A 16,005-nucleotide genomic window follows, 5' to 3' on the forward strand; every position below is an offset into this window, starting at 1 on the left:
CTCTTCGCAGGCACGCCCACCCCGCCATTTGAATGCATTACGAGGATAGGGCGCGGTCAAAACGTGGGAACGGGCTTGGCCGCGAAAGCGCCTGTTCAGTCACCCCACAACTTTGGCCTGCCGCAAATCGGCTATCCGCTGCGCACTCAAGCCCAGCTCCGCCAGCACTTCATCACTGTGCGCCCCTACGACGGCACCGATATGCCTAGGCTGCGGCAATGCCTCGGAGAACTTCAACGGGCAGGCAATCTGCGCCTGGGTCGAGCCATCGCCCCGTGGCACCTGGGTGACCAACGCCCGTGCCTTCAACTGCGGATGCTCCACCGCCTCACTCAAAGCGAGGACAGGCTCAACACACGCGTCCACCCCGGCAAACAACGCGCACAGCTCATCAAAACTGCGCTTCTCGAACTCGACCTGCAGCGCCAGCTTCAAGGCTTGTTGCGCCTGCGGCTTGGGTGACAAGCCTTGCGCCGCCAGCTCCGGGCGACCCAATGCCGTACAGAGTTGTTGCATAAACCCGGGCTCGAGGCTGCCCACTGACATCCAGCGCCCATCCCGCGAGCGGTAATAGTCGTAGAAACTGCCGCCATTGAGCACATGCCCCTCCCACGCCGGCTCGACGCCACACGCCAGGTAACCGGCGCCAGCCATGGCATTCAGGCTGAACGAGCAGTCGGTCATGCTCACATCCAGGTACTGGCCGAGGCCACTGGTTTGCCGGGCAATCACTGCCGCCAGCAGTCCCACCACCGCATGCAGCGAACCGCCGCCCACATCCGCCAATTGCACGCCCAAGGGCAACGGCCCGCTGTCCTGGCGACCGGTGTAGCTGGCGAGGCCGGCCAGGGCGAGGTAATTGATGTCATGCCCGGCACGATCCTTGTAGGGGCCGGTCTGCCCGTAACCCGTGATGGAGACGTAGATCAGCCGCGGGTTGATCGCCTTCAACACTTCATACCCCAGGCCCAGGCGCTCCATCACCCCGGGGCGGAACTGTTCGAGCACGATGTCGTACTCCTTGACCAGCGCGTGCACGATCTCCAGCGCCTCGGCTTGCTTGAGGTCCAGCGCCAGGCTGCGTTTGTTGCGATTGAGGTAGGCGTGGCTCGCCGATGTGCCGTGATCGTGCGGCGGCAATACCCGCAACAGGTCCATGCGCGTGGGCGATTCGATACGCAGCACCTCGGCGCCCATGTCGGCGAGCATCAATGATGCAAACGGACCGGGCAGCAAGGTGGAAAAATCCAGCACTTTGAGGGACGCCAAGGGACCTGACATGAACACTCCAGTTGTGTTTCGGGTTCCCACAGACTAGGCAGCCTGGCGCCGACCGGCAATCGTCAGAACGATCAGCGAGGGTGACCGTTTTGATCACGGCGGGCTTTTTCGTGCAGGCGGCTTTATCATTGGCCCACGTTTGCTTGCAGAGTGTTCCATGAAGTTTGCGATTGCAGTGTTTTCCGCCGCCCACGCGCCCTCCTCGCGCCGCGCCCTGCGCTTTGCCCAGGCGGTGCTGGCCGGCGGGCATGAGATTGTTCGGCTGTTTTTCTATCAGGACGGCGTCTACAGCGCTGCCAATAACATCGTCGCGCCCCAGGACGAGCAGGACATCGCCCGCCAGTGGCGCGAGTGGGTCAGTCAGCACCAACTCGACGGCGTGGTCTGCATCGCCGCCGCGTTGCGCCGTGGCGTGCTCAACACCGAGGAAGCCACGCGCTATCAACGCAGCGCAGTGAACCTGGATGCGCCGTGGGCACTGTCGGGCCTGGGGCAATTGCACGACGCCGCCCAGGCCGCCGACCGCCTGATCTGTTTTGGAGGGCCGTGAGATGTCCAAATCCTTATTGGTGATCAGCCGCCAGGCACCGTGGTCCGGGCCGGGCGCGCGCGAAGCACTGGATATCGTGCTGGCCGGCGGCGCGTTTGATCTGCCGATCGGCCTGCTGTTCCTCGATGACGGCGTGTTCCAGCTGGCGCCGCAACAGGACGCCAAGGCCGTGCAGCAGAAGGACCTCAGCGCCAACCTGCAGGCACTGGGCCTGTTCGGCATCGATGATGTGTTCGTCTGCAGCCACAGCCTGGCCGAGCGCGGGCTTATCTCCCCGGCCAGCGCCCAGCCATTGGACAGCGCCGCCATTTCCACGCTGATTGACCGTTACGACCAGGTGATGACCCTCTGATGTCGACTTTACATGTGGTTTCCCACTCGCCGTTCACCGACAGCCGCCTCGCCAGTTGCCTGCGCATCTGTGGCGCCGACGATGCAATCCTGCTCTGCGGCGACGGCGCCTATGGGCTGCACAACCCGGCCCTGCAGGCCAAGGGTGTGAAGGTCCTGGTGCTGGCCGAAGACCTGCTGGCGCGCAATCTGCCCCTACCGGATTGGGCCGACAGCGTCGACTACCCGGGCTTCGTGCAACTGTCGATCGACTACGACAAGGTCAACACCTGGCTATGAACACCCTGACCGTCGGCGCACGCACCCTGGAACTGGACAAGGACGGCTACCTCGTCGACCTGAACGAGTGGTCGACGGAGGTGGCCCACGCCCTGGCCGCCGCCGAAACGCTGGAGTTGACCGCGGACCATTGGGAAATCCTCACGCTGCTGCGCCAGTTCTATGCCGAATTCCAGCTGTCTCCCGCCACGCGCCCGCTGATCAAGTACACCGCCTTGAAGCTGGGCCCGGAAAAGGGCAACAGCCTGCACCTCAACAAACTGTTCAACGGCACTCCCGCCAAACTCGCCGCCAAGCTGGCGGGCCTGCCCAGGCCGACGAATTGCTTATGACCGACTTTGCCCCGCTGACCCTTGAAACCCCTGCCGAGCACCCATTTGCGCAATTCGTGCGCATTCTGGGCAAAGGCAAGCGCGGCGCGCGCAACCTCACCCGTGAAGAGGCCCGCGAAGCCATGGGCATGCTGCTCGACGAAAAAGTCGAAGACACCCAGCTCGGCGCCTTCCTGATGCTGCTGCGCCACAAGGAAGAAAGCCCGGAAGAACTCGCCGGCTTCACCGAAGCCGTGCGCGAGCGCCTGCACGCCCCGGCCTTGAACGTAGATGTCGACTGGCCGACCTATGCCGGCAAGAAGCGCCACCTGCCGTGGTACCTGCTGGCGGCCAAGTGCCTGGCGCAGAACGGTGTACGCATCCTCATGCACGGCGGCGGCGCACACACCGCCGGCCGCTTGTACACCGAGCAATTGCTGGAGGGCTTGCAGATCCCGCTGTGCCGCAACTGGCAGCAGGTCGGCGCCGCGTTCGAACGAGGCAACCTGGCATTTATTCCCTTGGGCGACTGGGCGCCGCAACTGCAGCGCATGATCGACCTGCGCAACACCCTGGGCCTGCGCTCGCCGATCCACTCCCTGGCACGCCTGCTCAACCCGCTGAATGCACGCTGCGGCCTGCAAAGCATCTTCCACCCCGGTTATCAAGGCGTGCACCGCGATGCCAGCGGCCTGCTCGGCGACAATGTGATTGTGGTCAAGGGGGATGGCGGCGAAGTCGAGATCAATCCCGACACCATCAGCCACCTGTACGGCACCACCGGTGGCGAAAGCTGGGACGAAGAATGGCCCGCCCTCTCCGCCCAGCGCCACGTCAAACCCGCGAGCCTTGAGCCGCAACATTTAAAAGCCGTGTGGCGCGGCGACGCCGAAGAGAGCTACCCGCAACTGGCGCTGATCGCGACCATGGCCCTGGCGCTGCGTGGCCTGGGCCACCCACGGGAACAGGCGTTCACATTGGCCCAGCAGTACTGGGATGCGCGAGATAAATCGATTTAATCGATGATTCACGCCCGGTCTTTGCGCTTTTAGTTCGAACTCATCCCTTTAGACTGGGCTCCAACGCTTATTAGCCAAGGAGCCAGTCATGGGTTTGCTGATCGAAGGGCACTGGAAGGACCAGTGGTACGAAAGTAGCGCCGACGGCGCTTTCCAGCGTGAACAGGCGCAACGCCGAAACTGGGTGACCGCCGATGGTGCGCCCGGCCCCAGCGGCGAAGGCGGCTTCAAGGCCGAAGCCGGTCGCTATCACCTCTACGTCTCCCTTGCCTGCCCTTGGGCGCATCGCACGCTGATCCTGCGCAAGCTCAAGGGCCTGGAAAGCCTGATCGACGTGTCGGTAGTCAGCTGGTTGATGCTGGAAAACGGCTGGACCTTTGACAAGACCCACGGCTCCACCGGCGACACGCTGGATGGCTTCGACTTCATGCACCAGCGTTACACCGCCGACACCGCCGACTACACCGGGCGCGTCACCGTGCCGGTGTTGTGGGACAAGAAACTGCAGCGCATCGTGAGTAATGAGTCGGCGGAAATCATCCGCATGTTCAACAGCGCCTTCAACGCGCTGACCGGCAATACCCTGGACTTCTACCCGCAGGCACTGCGCCCGAGCATCGACGCGCTGAATGAGCGGATCTACCCGGCCGTGAACAATGGCGTGTACCGCGCCGGCTTTGCCACCGCGCAAAAGGCCTACGAAAGCGCATTTGATGATGTGTTTGCCGAACTGGATCACCTGGAGCAGCACCTGCAAGTACATCGCTACCTGGCCGGTGAGTACCTGACCGAGGCGGATGTGCGCCTGTTCACCACGCTGATCCGTTTTGATGCGGTGTATTACAGCCACTTCAAATGCAACCTGCGGCGGATTGCCGATTATCCGAACCTGTCGAATTGGTTGCGGGAGATGTACCAGTGGCCGGGCGTGGCCGAGACGGTGGATTTTGCGCATATCAAGGGGCATTACTATGCGAGCCACCGGACCATCAATCCGACGGCAATCGTGCCGAAGGGGCCGTTGCAGAGTTTTGATGCCGACCATGATCGGGCTCGCCTTGCGGGGAAAGGCGTCTTTAGCTGAGACGACCCGGTGTCTCTGGGGCGGGGCTTGCTATGGCTAGCAAGCTTCTCGGAGCCAGCAGGCATCTTGAGGTTAGTGGGCTTCTTGAGGTCAGTGGGCTTCTGGAAGTCAGTGGGCTTCTGGAGGTCAGTGGGCTTCTTGAGGTCAGCGGGCATCTTGAGGTCAGTGGGCTTCTTGAGGTCAGCGGGCTTCTTGAGATCAGTGGGCTTCTTGTGGCGAGCGGGCTTGCCCCGCGTTGGGGCGCGAAGCGGCCCCAAAACCTGCCTACACGGTCTTCCTGAAACTGCGCGGCGAGTGTACTGGGGCCGCTTCGCGCCCCAACGCGGGGCAAGCCCGCTCGCCACAGGAATCTCCACTGGCCACAGGAATCTCACTGGCCACAGGAATCTCCACTGACCTCAGGAATCTCACTGGCCACAGGAATCTCCAATGACCTCAGGAATATCACTGGCCTCAGGAATCTCCACTGACCTCAGGAGTCTCACTGACCTCAGGAATCTCCACTGGCCTCAGGAATCTCCACTGACCTCAGGAGTCTCACTGACCTCAGGAGTCTCACTGATCTCAGGAGTCTCACTGACCTCAGGAATCTCCACTGGTCACAGGAATCTCCACTGATCACAGGAATCTCCACTGATCACAGGAATCTCCACTGATCACAGGAATCTCACTAGCCTCTGGAATCTCCACTGACCACAGGAATCTCACTGCCCACAGGAATCTCCACTGCCCGCAGGAATCCCACTGGCCTCAGAAATCTCCACTGCCCACAAAAATCTCCCCGGCCTCAGAAATCTCACTGGCCTCAGAAAGCCCACTGGCCACAACAACTGCGCAGCCTCAACAAGCCCGGCAATCACACAGGCCTAAACCTGCGACTGCGCGCCCTCAAACCACTTCAGCTTCTCGCGCAACACCACCACTTCACCGACGATTACCAGTGTCGGTGCATGCACTTCATGCTCCGCCACCATGCGCGGCAAGTCCGCCAGGGTGCCGGTGAATACGCGCTGGTTGGAGGTGGTGCCCTGCTGGATCAACGCAGCGGGGGTGTCCGCCGCGCGGCCATGCTTGATCAGTTGTTCGCAGATGATCGGCAAGCCAATCAGGCCCATGTAGAACACCAGGGTCTGCGACGGTCCCACCAGGTCATGCCAGGGCAGGTCCGAGGTGCCGTCCTTCAGGTGCCCGGTGATAAACCGCACCGACTGCGCATAGTCACGGTGAGTCAGCGGAATCCCGGCATACGCCGCGCAACCGCTCGCCGCCGTGATGCCAGGCACCACCTGGAACGGAATGCCATGGGCCGCCAGTTCCTCGATCTCTTCGCCCCCCCGGCCAAAGATGAACGGGTCGCCACCCTTGAGCCGCAATACACGCTTGCCCTGCTTGGCCAGGTCCACCAGTTGCTGGTTGATCTGGTCCTGCGGGACCGCGTGATCGGCGCGACGCTTGCCGACATAAATACGCTCGGCATCGCGGCGGCACAGTTCGAGAATCGCCGGGGCCACCAGGCGGTCGTACAGCACCACGTCGGCCTGCTGCATCAGGCGCAAGGCGCGGAAGGTCAGCAGGTCCGGATCACCCGGCCCTGCCCCCACTAGGTACACCTCGCCCGGTGCATACGGCGGCGCGCCGTTGACCTTTTCGATCAGCAGGCGCTCGGCCTCCTCACCCTGCCCGGCCAATTGACGGTCGGCAATCGGGCCCTGGAACACTTCTTCCCAGAACGCACGGCGTTGTTGCACATCCGGGTACAGGCCTTTGACCTGGGCGCGAAAACGCGCCGCGAGCCCGGCCAGTTGCCCGTAGGTGGACGGAATCCAGGTTTCCAGCTTGGCCCGGATCAAGCGTGCCAGCACCGGCGCATCGCCGCCGCTGGACACCGCGATCACCAACGGTGAACGGTCGACAATCGCCGGGAAGATCACGCTGCACAAGGCCGGCGCATCCACCACATTGACCGGCACGCAACGACGCTTGGCATCGCTGGACACTTGCGCGTTCAGCGGCTCGTCATCGGTGGCGGCGATGATCAGGGTGCAGCCGTCGAGATCGGCCTCCTGATAACCGCGCAAAATCAATTCCCCGCCACTGCCCAGCACCAACACACGCAGCTGGTCTTCGATCTGGGGAGCAACCACCCGCAGCACTGCACCGGCGTCGGCCAGCAGCCGGGATTTGCGCAAGGCAATCTCCCCGCCACCGACGACCAACACACGGCTGCCGCGCAGGTTATGAAACAGCGGCAGAAACTCCATTTAGCGGATGACCTCGACGCCCGCCATGTACGGCTTGAGCACTTCCGGCACACGGATCGAACCGTCGGCCTGCTGGTAGTTTTCCAGCACGGCCACCAACGTACGGCCTACCGCCAGGCCCGAACCGTTGAGGGTATGGACCAGTTCCGGCTTGCCGGTTTCCGGGTTGCGGAAGCGCGCCTGCATGCGACGAGCCTGGAAATCGCCACAGTTGGAGCACGACGAAATCTCGCGGTATTTGTCCTGGCTCGGCACCCACACTTCGAGGTCGTAGGTCTTCACGGCACTGAAACCCATGTCGCCGGTGCACAGCGCCAGCACGCGGTACGGCAGCTCCAGCAGTTGCAGGACGCGTTCGGCGTTGGCGGTCAGGCCTTCCAGGGCTTCCATGGAAGTCGACGGCTCGACCACCTGCACCATCTCGACCTTGTCGAACTGGTGTTGGCGGATCATGCCGCGGGTGTCACGGCCCGATGCACCCGCCTCACTGCGGAAGCACGGGCTGTGGGCGACAAACTTGATCGGCAGTTGCTTGGCGTCGAGGATCTCGCCGGCGACGATGTTGGTCAGCGACACTTCAGCGGTCGGGATCAGGTACAGATCGGCTTCGCCATCGCGGCTGATCTTGAACAGGTCTTCCTCGAACTTCGGCAACTGGCTGGTGCCCATCAGCGCCGGTGCCTGCACCAGGTAAGGGGTGTAGGCCTCTTCGTAGCCGTGCTCGCCGGTGTGCAGGTTGATCATGAACTGCGCCAGGGCGCGGTGCATGCGTGCGATCGGGCCGCGCAGCAAGGCAAAGCGCGCGCCGGACATCTTCGCGGCGGTTTCGAAATCCAGGCCGCCGGTCAGTTCGCCCAGGGCGACGTGGTCCTTGATCTCGAAATCAAAAGTCGTCGGCGTGCCCCAGCGGCGCACTTCGACGTTGCCGTCTTCGTCTTCGCCGACCGGTACGGACTCATGGGGAATGTTGGGAATGCCCAGCAGGATCGAATCCAGCTCGGACTGAATCTTTTCCAGCTCGACTTTGCCGTCGGACAGCTCGGTGCCCATGCGCTCGACATCCGCCATCAGCGGCGCGATGTCTTCGCCGCGCTGCTTGGCCTGACCGATGGATTTAGAACGCGCATTACGCTCAGCCTGCAGTGCTTCGGTGCGGGTCTGGACGGTCTTGCGCTGTTCTTCCAGCGCTTCGATGCGCGCAACATCCAAGGCAAAGCCACGGGATGCCAGGCGGTCCGCTACGTCCTGAAGGTTGCTACGTAACAGTTTGGAATCGAGCATGTCGGTCTCTCGTTTATCAAAGTTTGGTCAAGGACAGGCCGGCCCAGGTGGCGAGCAGCCCGCCGAACACGCTGATGCCCAGGTACCCGAAGGCGACCAGGGCCTGCCCGCTTTCCAGCAGTCGCAGCGTGTCCAGTGAAAAGGATGAAAAGGTCGTCAGACCGCCTACAAAGCCGACAATCAAGCCGGCGCGAATTTCAATCGGCACTTCCGGGCGCAACAGGAACCAGCCGTACAACAACCCGATGATCAAACAGCCCACCAGATTGACCGCCAGGGTCGCCGCATAAAAATGCTTGGGCCAGTTAGCGCTGACCCAGTTACCGGTGGCGAAACGCAATAATGTACCAGCGATGCCGGCTGCGGACACGGCAAGAATCGTCTTGAGCACTACTTTCTCCGCTGTTTAGGGCTGAGGCGATCGAGTTGGGCCAGGTGATTGAGCTTTTCGCCGATCTTCAGCTCCAGGCCACGCGGCACCGGCTGATAGAGCGGCAGCGGCTCAAGCTCATCGGGAAAGTAATCTTCGCCAGCGGCGTAAGCATCCGGCTCATCGTGGGCATAGCGGTATTCGTCGCCGTAGCCCAGTTGTTTCATCAACTTGGTGGGCGCGTTACGCAGGTGCAACGGCACTTCGAGGGAGCCGTATTCGGCAGCGGCGCGCAGTGCGGACTTGAAGCCCATGTACACCGCGTTGCTCTTGGGCGCACAGGCCAGGTAGGTAATGGCCTGGGCCACGGCCAATTCGCCTTCGGGGCTGCCGAGGCGCTCCTGCACGTCCCACGCGGCCAGGCACAGGCTCAGTGCACGCGGGTCGGCGTTGCCGATGTCTTCGCTGGCCATGCGCACCACGCGGCGGGCCAGGTACAGCGGGTCGCAGCCGCCGTCGATCATCCGCGCAAACCAGTACAATGCGCCGTCCGGGTTGGAGCCGCGCACGGATTTATGCAGCGCCGAGATCTGATCGTAGAAAGCTTCGCCGCCCTTGTCGAAGCGCCGGCGCGTATCGCCGAGCAGGCTTTGCAGGAGGTCGACGCCGATTTCGCTGCCGTCTTCGGCCAGGTCAGAGGCGTTTTCCAGCAAGTTGAGAAAGCGCCGGCCATCGCCATCGGCGGCAGTCAGCAAAATCTTGAAGCCTTCGTCGCTGACGCTCAGTTGGCGCTTGCCCAGGCCCTTGTCTTCGTTCAACGCGCGGTGCAGCAGCTTTTGCATCGCCGATTCGTCGAGGCTCTTGAGCACATAGACCCGCGCCCGCGACAGCAAGGCGTTGTTGAGTTCGAACGAAGGGTTTTCGGTGGTGGCGCCGATAAAGATCAGCGTGCCGTCTTCGACATAGGGCAAGAACGCATCTTGCTGCGACTTGTTGAAGCGGTGCACTTCATCGACAAACAGGATGGTGCGCTTGCCGTATTGCCCGGCCTGCTGCTTGGCGACCTCGACCGCCTGGCGGATCTCCTTGACCCCGGCCAGTACCGCCGAGACCGTTTCGAAGTGTGCATCCGAGACTTTTGCCAGCAGCCGCGCCAGGGTGGTCTTGCCCACGCCCGGCGGCCCCCAGAAAATCATCGAGTGCAGCGCACCCTGCTCCAGGGCTTCGCGCAAAGGCTTGCCGCGAGCGAGCAGGTGTTCCTGCCCGACATACTCATCCAGGTTGGTCGAGCGCAAGCGCGCGGCCAGTGGCTGAGCAATCGGGTCACTTCGAAACAGGTCCATGGGCAGCGTTTGAAACCTCTTGGCAGATTATTCCTGGATCACGTCGGCACCCTTGGGGATGTCGAACTTGAACTTGGACGCCGGCACCGGCTCATTGGCCTTGACCCCGGAGAACAGGATATCGGTGCGCTGGCCGACGCTGTCGACCAGGCGCATGTTGTTGATCACGCCATTGCCAAACGACAGGGACAGCGTGTCAAACAGCGTGTCCTTGGATTTTGGCTTGAGGGTGAACTCGATCACGTTGCTGGTTTGCTTGGAGGTGATGTCGAAACTCTCGTTGATTTTCGACACATCACCCGACAGCAGCAGCGCTGGCGTCTGGTTCAGGCGCGGGTCCAGCTTCTTGATGGTCGCCTGCTCCAGGTCCGGGTCCCACAGCGTGACTTTCTGGCCGTCGGAGACGATGGTCTGCTCCGCCTTGCCTTCGGTGTGCCAGTAGAACAGCCCAGGGCGCTGCACGGCCATTTCGCCGGCGGTTTCCTGCAACTGGGTGCCGCCCGCGTCCAGGGTCAGCTGGGAGAAGCGCGCGGTCAGGGTCTTGGATTTGTCCAGCAGGTTGGTCAGGCTGGCCACGGAGGCCGGGTCGGCGTGCGCCGAAACAGCAGTCAGGGCCAGTGCTGGCAACAACAGCATGCGGATAAGACGCATGGGAGTCCTCATTGAGTCGTTAGGGCGTGCCGCGTGCTGCCACGCGGCACGTGATCAGTCGCGCATCTGCCCGGGGGCGATGACTTCGCGCGAGCCGTTGGTGTTCATTGCGGTCACGACGCCAGCCATTTCCATGGCTTCGATCATGCGCGCGGCGCGGTTGTAGCCGATTTTCAGCTTGCGCTGCACCGCGGAAATCGAGGCGCGGCGACTTTCCAGCACAAACGCGACGGCCTCGTCGTACAGCGCGTCGGTCTCGGCATCATCGTCGCCACCGCTGCTGCCGCCGTCGAAGCCGCTGCCGGCTTCCTCGACGCCCGCGAGGATGTCGTCGTTGTATTCCGGAGCGCCACGCAGTTTCCAGGCTTCCACCACGCGATGCACTTCGTCATCGGAAACGAAGGCGCCGTGCACCCGAATCGGCAGGCTGGTACCCGGCGGCATGTAGAGCATGTCACCGTGGCCGAGCAGCTGCTCGGCGCCACCCTGGTCGATGATGGTCCGCGAGTCGATCTTGCTCGACACCTGGAACGCCATCCGCGTCGGAATGTTGGCCTTGATCAAGCCGGTGATCACATCCACCGACGGACGCTGGGTCGCGAGGATCAAGTGAATACCCGCCGCCCGCGCCTTCTGGGCGATACGCGCGATCAGTTCTTCGACCTTCTTGCCGACGATCATCATCATGTCGGCGAATTCGTCGACCACCACCACGATGGTCGGCAGCTTGCTCAGCAGCGGCGCTTCGTCGTGGATGCTCTCGCGCTTGTACAGCGGGTCGGTCAGCGGCGTGCCAGCGTCCTGGGCTTCCTTGACCTTGGCATTGAAGCCCGACAGGTTGCGCACGCCCATCTTCGCCATCAGCTTGTAGCGACGCTCCATCTCGGCCACGCTCCAGCGCAGGGCGTTGGCGGCGTCCTTCATGTCGGTGACGACCGGGCACAGCAGGTGCGGAATGCCTTCGTAGATCGACAGTTCGAGCATCTTCGGGTCGATCATGATCAGCTTGGCGTCTTCCGGGCCGGACTTGAACAGGATCGACAGGATCATCGCGTTCACACCCACCGACTTACCCGAACCGGTCGTACCGGCAACCAGCAAGTGCGGCATTTTCGCCAGGTCGGTGATCACCGGCTTGCCGCCGATGTCATGACCCAGGGCCAGGGTGACCGGCGATTTGAAGTTGTCGTATTCCGGCGTCGAGAGTACTTCGGAGAAGCGCACGATCTGGCGGTCCTCGTTGGGAATCTCGATACCTACGGTGGTCTTGCCGGGAATCACTTCGACCACGCGCACGCTGGTCACGGCCAGGGAGCGTGCCAGGTCCTTGGCCAGGTTGGCGATACGGCTGACCTTGACGCCTGCCGCCGGCTGGATTTCGTAACGGGTAATCACCGGGCCGGGGTGGATCGAGTCCACCGACACTTCGACGCCGAACTCCTTGAGTTTGATTTCCAATAGGTGGCCGACAGCCGCCAGGGATTCAGGGGAGTAATTGAGTTGCTTCTTTTCGGCCGGATCGAGGATCGAGATCGGCGGCAAGGTGCCTTCGACGGCGCTGTCGACAAACAACGGCGCCTGTTTCTCTTTCTGCACGCGATGGCTTGGCTCGGCGGGCTTGGGCGGTGCCGGAGCGATCACCGGCGGCACCTGCTTCTCGCGGTCCGACATGTGCTTGCTCAGGGCCTGCTCGCGCTCGATCAGGCGCTCCTTGACCTTGGCCTGCTCGCGGCGGTCCGGCGTGCTCGGGGCGACCACCTCGTTGACGCGGGTGTCGACCTCACGCAACTGGGCGACCATGCGCTTGCGCTCGACCCGGGCCGCCCACCAACGGTTGGCAGCGCCCTGGAACAGCTCCAGCAGGTCGAGGGTGATCTTGCCGGTCACGTCCATCACCTTGAACCACGACAGGTCGGTGAACACGGTGAGGCCGAACAGGAACAGCGCGATGAACATCAAGGTGCTGCCCTGGATATTCAGGGTCCTGCGCGCCAGGTCGCCAAGGCTTTCGCCCAGCGCCCCGCCCGCGCCCGCCGGCAGGCCGGTAGGCGCATGAAAGTGGATATGCGCCAGCGCCGCGCCGGACAACACCAGGAACACCAGGCCGATCAGGCGCCAGGAAAACAGCCAGCCGCTCCACTGCCACGGCTCATGCCGCTGGCGGAAGATCTGCCAGGTCTTGATCGCCAGCAGCAAGGGGAAGATATACGCGAAGTAACCGAGCACCATGAACAGGATATCGGCGCTGTAGGAGCCGGCAGGTCCACCGAAGTTCTGCACGTCTTCGATCTTGCTGTTGTGGCTCCAGCCCGGATCGTCCTTGCCATAGGTGAGCAAGGCCATCATCAGGAACAGGCACAGCGCGCCGATAGCGATCAGCGCACCTTCCTTGAGTCGGTAGTGCAGGTGCTGGCGCCAGGCCGGCACGACTGCTGCTTTGGGTGTTGCGGCGGATTTCTTCAAAACGGGTCTTTTCCTGCGCCTTTAGCGCGTCCATCTGTTGAATAACTGTAAATACTGCCCAATCCGAGCAGCTGAAAAATGAACGAACGTCGTTGAATCTACTTTTAACACTGGGCGATTGCTGGATGAAATGGCGATAACGCCACAATCGCCGCATTGTACGGGTTTGTGCCCCTGATGCCACACCACTTGGCGCTCTTCAAGCAGCATAGCCAATTGTGTGTCACAAGATGTTCAATTTGAGCATGCATTGTCTTTGCTGACAAAGGCTTATGAGCTGTTTTTACCAATCCAGGCAAGCTTGGCAAATGGCCTGCATCGGCCAGACCCGATTACGACCACGCCTCAGGCACAGAGTTGCAGAAACACGCGCTCACGCTAATGCGCGCCGATGGCCGATTCGGGCTGGCCCCACAGCGCTGTGTCGACAATAATCACGCTCTCGGTGCAGGCGACATTCCTGCCACTCCCCTCCCCTTCCGTAAGCCTGGATGCCATGCTGACCTGGTTACAACGCGACACCCTGACATTCCCGCCACTGGCCAAAGCCATGCGCGAACCCAACGGCCTGCTCGCCGCCGGCGGTGACCTGTCGGCCGAACGCCTGGTCCAGGCCTATCGCCACGGTTGCTTCCCGTGGTTCTCCGAAGGCCAGCCGATCCTCTGGTGGTCGCCCGATCCGCGCACGGTGATCTTCCCCGACGAGCTGCACGTCTCGCGCAGCCTGGGCAAATTGTTGCGCCAGCAGCGCTACAGCGTGACATTCGACCAGGATTTCGCCGCTGTCATCCAGGCCTGCGCCGCGCCGCGCGCCTACGCCGATGGCACCTGGATCACCGAGGGCATCCAGAGCGCCTACCTGGAGTTGCACACGCGCGGCTATGCGCACTCGGTGGAGGTTTGGGACGACGGTGAACTGGTAGGCGGCCTGTATGGCCTGGCGATGGGCCAATTGTTCTTCGGCGAATCCATGTTCAGTCGCGCCGACAACGCCTCGAAATTCGGCTTTGCCACACTGACTCGGCAACTGCAGGCCTGGGGATTTGTACTGATCGACTGCCAGATGCCCAACGATCACCTGCACAGCCTGGGCGCCCGCGCCATCCCCCGCAGCGAATTCGCGGGCCTGCTGCGCGACCATCTGGATCAACCCAACACTGGACCGTGGGTTTCCTAGGCGACTTGCGCGCACCTGGCTTACACTTATTTCAAAGCTTACCCGAGGGTTGATCATGACCGAGTTGGCGCGTTTGAAGTTTTATGCCACTCAACCCCACTCTTGCAGCTATCTGCCCGACGAGCAGGCCACCACGCTGTTCCTCGATCCCAGCCAGCCAATGGACGTGCATGTGTATGCCGATCTCTCGGAAATGGGCTTTCGGCGCAGCGGCGACCACCTGTACCGGCCCCATTGCCAGAACTGCAATGCCTGCGTCCCGGCGCGCATCCCTGTGGCGCAGTTTGTACCGGACCGCAACCAGAAACGCATCCTCAAGCGCAACGCCGACCTGACGGTGACCTCGGCCAAGCCGAGGTTCAGCGAAGAGTATTTCGACCTTTACCAGCGCTACATCGAGCAACGCCATGCTGACGGCGACATGTTCCCGCCCAGCCGCGATCAGTTTTCCACCTTCCTGGTGCGTGAACTGCCGTTCTCGCGATTCTACGAGTTTCGCCTCGACGGTCGCCTGGTGGCCGTCGCCGTGACCGATTTGCTGCCTAACGGCCTGTCGGCGGTCTACACCTTCTACGAACCAGCCGAAGAACGCCGCAGCCTGGGGCGCTTCGCGATCCTCTGGCAAATTGGCGAAGCCATGCGCCTGGAACTCGAGGCGGTGTACCTCGGATACTGGATCAAGAACTGCAAAAAGATGAACTACAAGACCCAATATCGGCCTATTGAACTGCTGATTAATCAAAGATGGGTCACGCTTAACTAGAACCCCTTGGCTTAAACACCCTTTTTCGGGCACAATGCACGCCGCTTTTGCCTGGCGCAGTTGCACCGGGCCATTCACTGGATACCGAGGGCTTTACTGCATGTCGAAAGAAGACAGCTTCGAAATGGAAGGCACTGTCGTCGACACCCTGCCCAACACCATGTTTCGTGTGGAGTTGGAAAATGGGCACGTCGTAACCGCGCATATCTCCGGCAAGATGCGCAAGAACTACATTCGTATTCTTACCGGTGACAAAGTGCGCGTCGAGCTGACGCCCTATGACTTGAGCAAAGGGCGCATCACTTACCGCGCTCGTTAAGCAAGTCAATACAAAACGCCCGGTTATGCCGGGCGTTTTTGTGTGCGCGCTATTTATGCAGGGCTGCAGCTCCCACATTTGATTTGCATACACCCGGGGTCTCAGGCCCCACCCCAATTCCCTGTGGGAGCGGGCTTGCTCGCGAAGGCGATCCGCCAGTTGATGCATTCGCTGGCTGACCCACCGCTTTCGCAGGCAAGCCAGCTCCCACATTTGATTTGCATACACCCGGGGTCTCAGGCCCCACCCCAATCCCCTGTGGGAGCGGGCTTGCCCGCGAAGGCGATCCGTCAGTTGATGCATTCGCTGGCTGACCCACCGCTTTCGCAGGCAAGCCAGCTTCCACATTTGATCTGCGTACACCCGGGGTCTCAGGCCCCACCCCAATTCCCTGTGGGAGCGGGCTTGCCCGCGAAGGCGATCCATCAGTTGATGCATCCGCTGGCTGACCCACCGCTTTCGCAGGCAAGCCAGCTCCCACATTTGATCTGCGTACACCCGG

At 62.0% G+C, this 16,005-nt stretch carries 16 protein-coding genes; 9 read left to right on the top strand and 7 right to left on the bottom strand.

Going from position 1 to position 16,005, the window contains the following annotated elements; genetic code table 11:
* Positions 1–99: 99 nt before the first annotated feature.
* Entirely contained in the window at positions 100–1,281 is a 1,182-nt protein-coding gene (locus AC07SI_RS29300) for a CaiB/BaiF CoA transferase family protein (RefSeq protein WP_495007040.1), read from the bottom strand.
* A 157-nt stretch (positions 1,282–1,438) separates the two neighbouring features.
* Between AC07SI_RS29300 and tusD the strand changes: the two genes are divergently transcribed.
* The 6 genes from tusD to AC07SI_RS29330 all read left to right on the top strand — a co-directional run bounded on the left by tusD (position 1,439) and on the right by AC07SI_RS29330 (position 4,875).
* Positions 1,439–1,831 (top strand): sulfurtransferase complex subunit TusD, encoded by a 393-nt coding sequence (gene tusD, locus AC07SI_RS29305; RefSeq protein WP_065907471.1) that lies wholly within the window; start codon positions 1,439–1,441, stop codon positions 1,829–1,831.
* Position 1,832: 1 nt separating this feature from the next.
* Entirely contained in the window at positions 1,833–2,183 is a 351-nt protein-coding gene (tusC, locus tag AC07SI_RS29310; RefSeq protein ID WP_495007041.1) for a sulfurtransferase complex subunit TusC, read from the top strand.
* Positions 2,183–2,461, top strand: a complete 279-nt coding sequence (tusB, locus tag AC07SI_RS29315; RefSeq protein ID WP_106803439.1) for a sulfurtransferase complex subunit TusB — start codon at positions 2,183–2,185, stop codon at positions 2,459–2,461. The genes tusC and tusB overlap by 1 nt, the downstream gene beginning before the upstream one ends.
* Positions 2,458–2,793 carry a TusE/DsrC/DsvC family sulfur relay protein gene (locus AC07SI_RS29320; protein ID WP_120448964.1) on the top strand — a complete coding sequence of 112 codons (336 nt, stop codon included), beginning with the start codon at positions 2,458–2,460 and terminating at the stop codon, positions 2,791–2,793. The genes tusB and AC07SI_RS29320 overlap by 4 nt, the downstream gene beginning before the upstream one ends.
* A complete protein-coding gene (locus tag AC07SI_RS29325) occupies positions 2,790–3,791 on the top strand; it encodes a glycosyl transferase family protein (protein WP_495007042.1) in 1,002 nt (333 codons plus the stop codon). The genes AC07SI_RS29320 and AC07SI_RS29325 overlap by 4 nt, the downstream gene beginning before the upstream one ends.
* Before the next feature lie 88 nt (positions 3,792–3,879).
* Positions 3,880–4,875: a glutathione S-transferase family protein gene (locus AC07SI_RS29330; protein ID WP_495007043.1), complete on the top strand. Its 996-nt coding sequence runs from the start codon at positions 3,880–3,882 to the stop codon at positions 4,873–4,875.
* Positions 4,876–5,741: 866 nt separating this feature from the next.
* Here AC07SI_RS29330 and cysG read toward each other — a convergent pair.
* From cysG to AC07SI_RS29360, 6 genes are read right to left on the bottom strand one after another with little or no spacing between them, the layout of a single operon-like run.
* Entirely contained in the window at positions 5,742–7,136 is a 1,395-nt protein-coding gene (cysG, locus tag AC07SI_RS29335; protein WP_495007044.1) for a siroheme synthase CysG, read from the bottom strand.
* Positions 7,137–8,417, bottom strand: coding sequence for a serine--tRNA ligase (gene serS / locus AC07SI_RS29340; protein WP_065907488.1), 1,281 nt, complete (start codon positions 8,415–8,417; stop codon positions 7,137–7,139).
* A gap of 16 nt (positions 8,418–8,433) precedes the next feature.
* The gene (gene crcB, locus AC07SI_RS29345) at positions 8,434–8,808 is read right to left on the bottom strand and encodes a fluoride efflux transporter CrcB (RefSeq protein ID WP_065907493.1); all 375 of its coding nucleotides are present in this window, start codon (positions 8,806–8,808) and stop codon (positions 8,434–8,436) included.
* The gene (locus AC07SI_RS29350; protein WP_495007045.1) at positions 8,808–10,130 is read right to left on the bottom strand and encodes a replication-associated recombination protein A; all 1,323 of its coding nucleotides are present in this window, start codon (positions 10,128–10,130) and stop codon (positions 8,808–8,810) included. The genes crcB and AC07SI_RS29350 overlap by 1 nt, the downstream gene beginning before the upstream one ends.
* Positions 10,131–10,157: 27 nt before the next feature.
* Positions 10,158–10,781: an outer membrane lipoprotein periplasmic chaperone LolA gene (gene lolA, locus AC07SI_RS29355; protein WP_065907498.1), complete on the bottom strand. Its 624-nt coding sequence runs from the start codon at positions 10,779–10,781 to the stop codon at positions 10,158–10,160.
* A 54-nt stretch (positions 10,782–10,835) separates the two neighbouring features.
* Positions 10,836–13,244 (bottom strand): DNA translocase FtsK, encoded by a 2,409-nt coding sequence (locus AC07SI_RS29360; protein WP_065907501.1) that lies wholly within the window; start codon positions 13,242–13,244, stop codon positions 10,836–10,838.
* 496 nt (positions 13,245–13,740) lie between these two features.
* Between AC07SI_RS29360 and aat the strand changes: the two genes are divergently transcribed.
* The 3 genes from aat to infA all read left to right on the top strand — a co-directional run bounded on the left by aat (position 13,741) and on the right by infA (position 15,503).
* Positions 13,741–14,421 carry a leucyl/phenylalanyl-tRNA--protein transferase gene (aat, locus tag AC07SI_RS29365; RefSeq protein WP_065907502.1) on the top strand — a complete coding sequence of 227 codons (681 nt, stop codon included), beginning with the start codon at positions 13,741–13,743 and terminating at the stop codon, positions 14,419–14,421.
* Between the two features lie 55 nt (positions 14,422–14,476).
* The gene (locus AC07SI_RS29370; protein WP_065907503.1) at positions 14,477–15,184 is read left to right on the top strand and encodes an arginyltransferase; all 708 of its coding nucleotides are present in this window, start codon (positions 14,477–14,479) and stop codon (positions 15,182–15,184) included.
* Positions 15,185–15,284: 100 nt separating this feature from the next.
* Positions 15,285–15,503, top strand: coding sequence for a translation initiation factor IF-1 (gene infA, locus AC07SI_RS29375; protein WP_002553999.1), 219 nt, complete (start codon positions 15,285–15,287; stop codon positions 15,501–15,503).
* Positions 15,504–16,005 lie beyond the last annotated feature (502 nt).

This window comes from Pseudomonas sp. GW821-FHT05D12 (assembly GCF_059419825.1).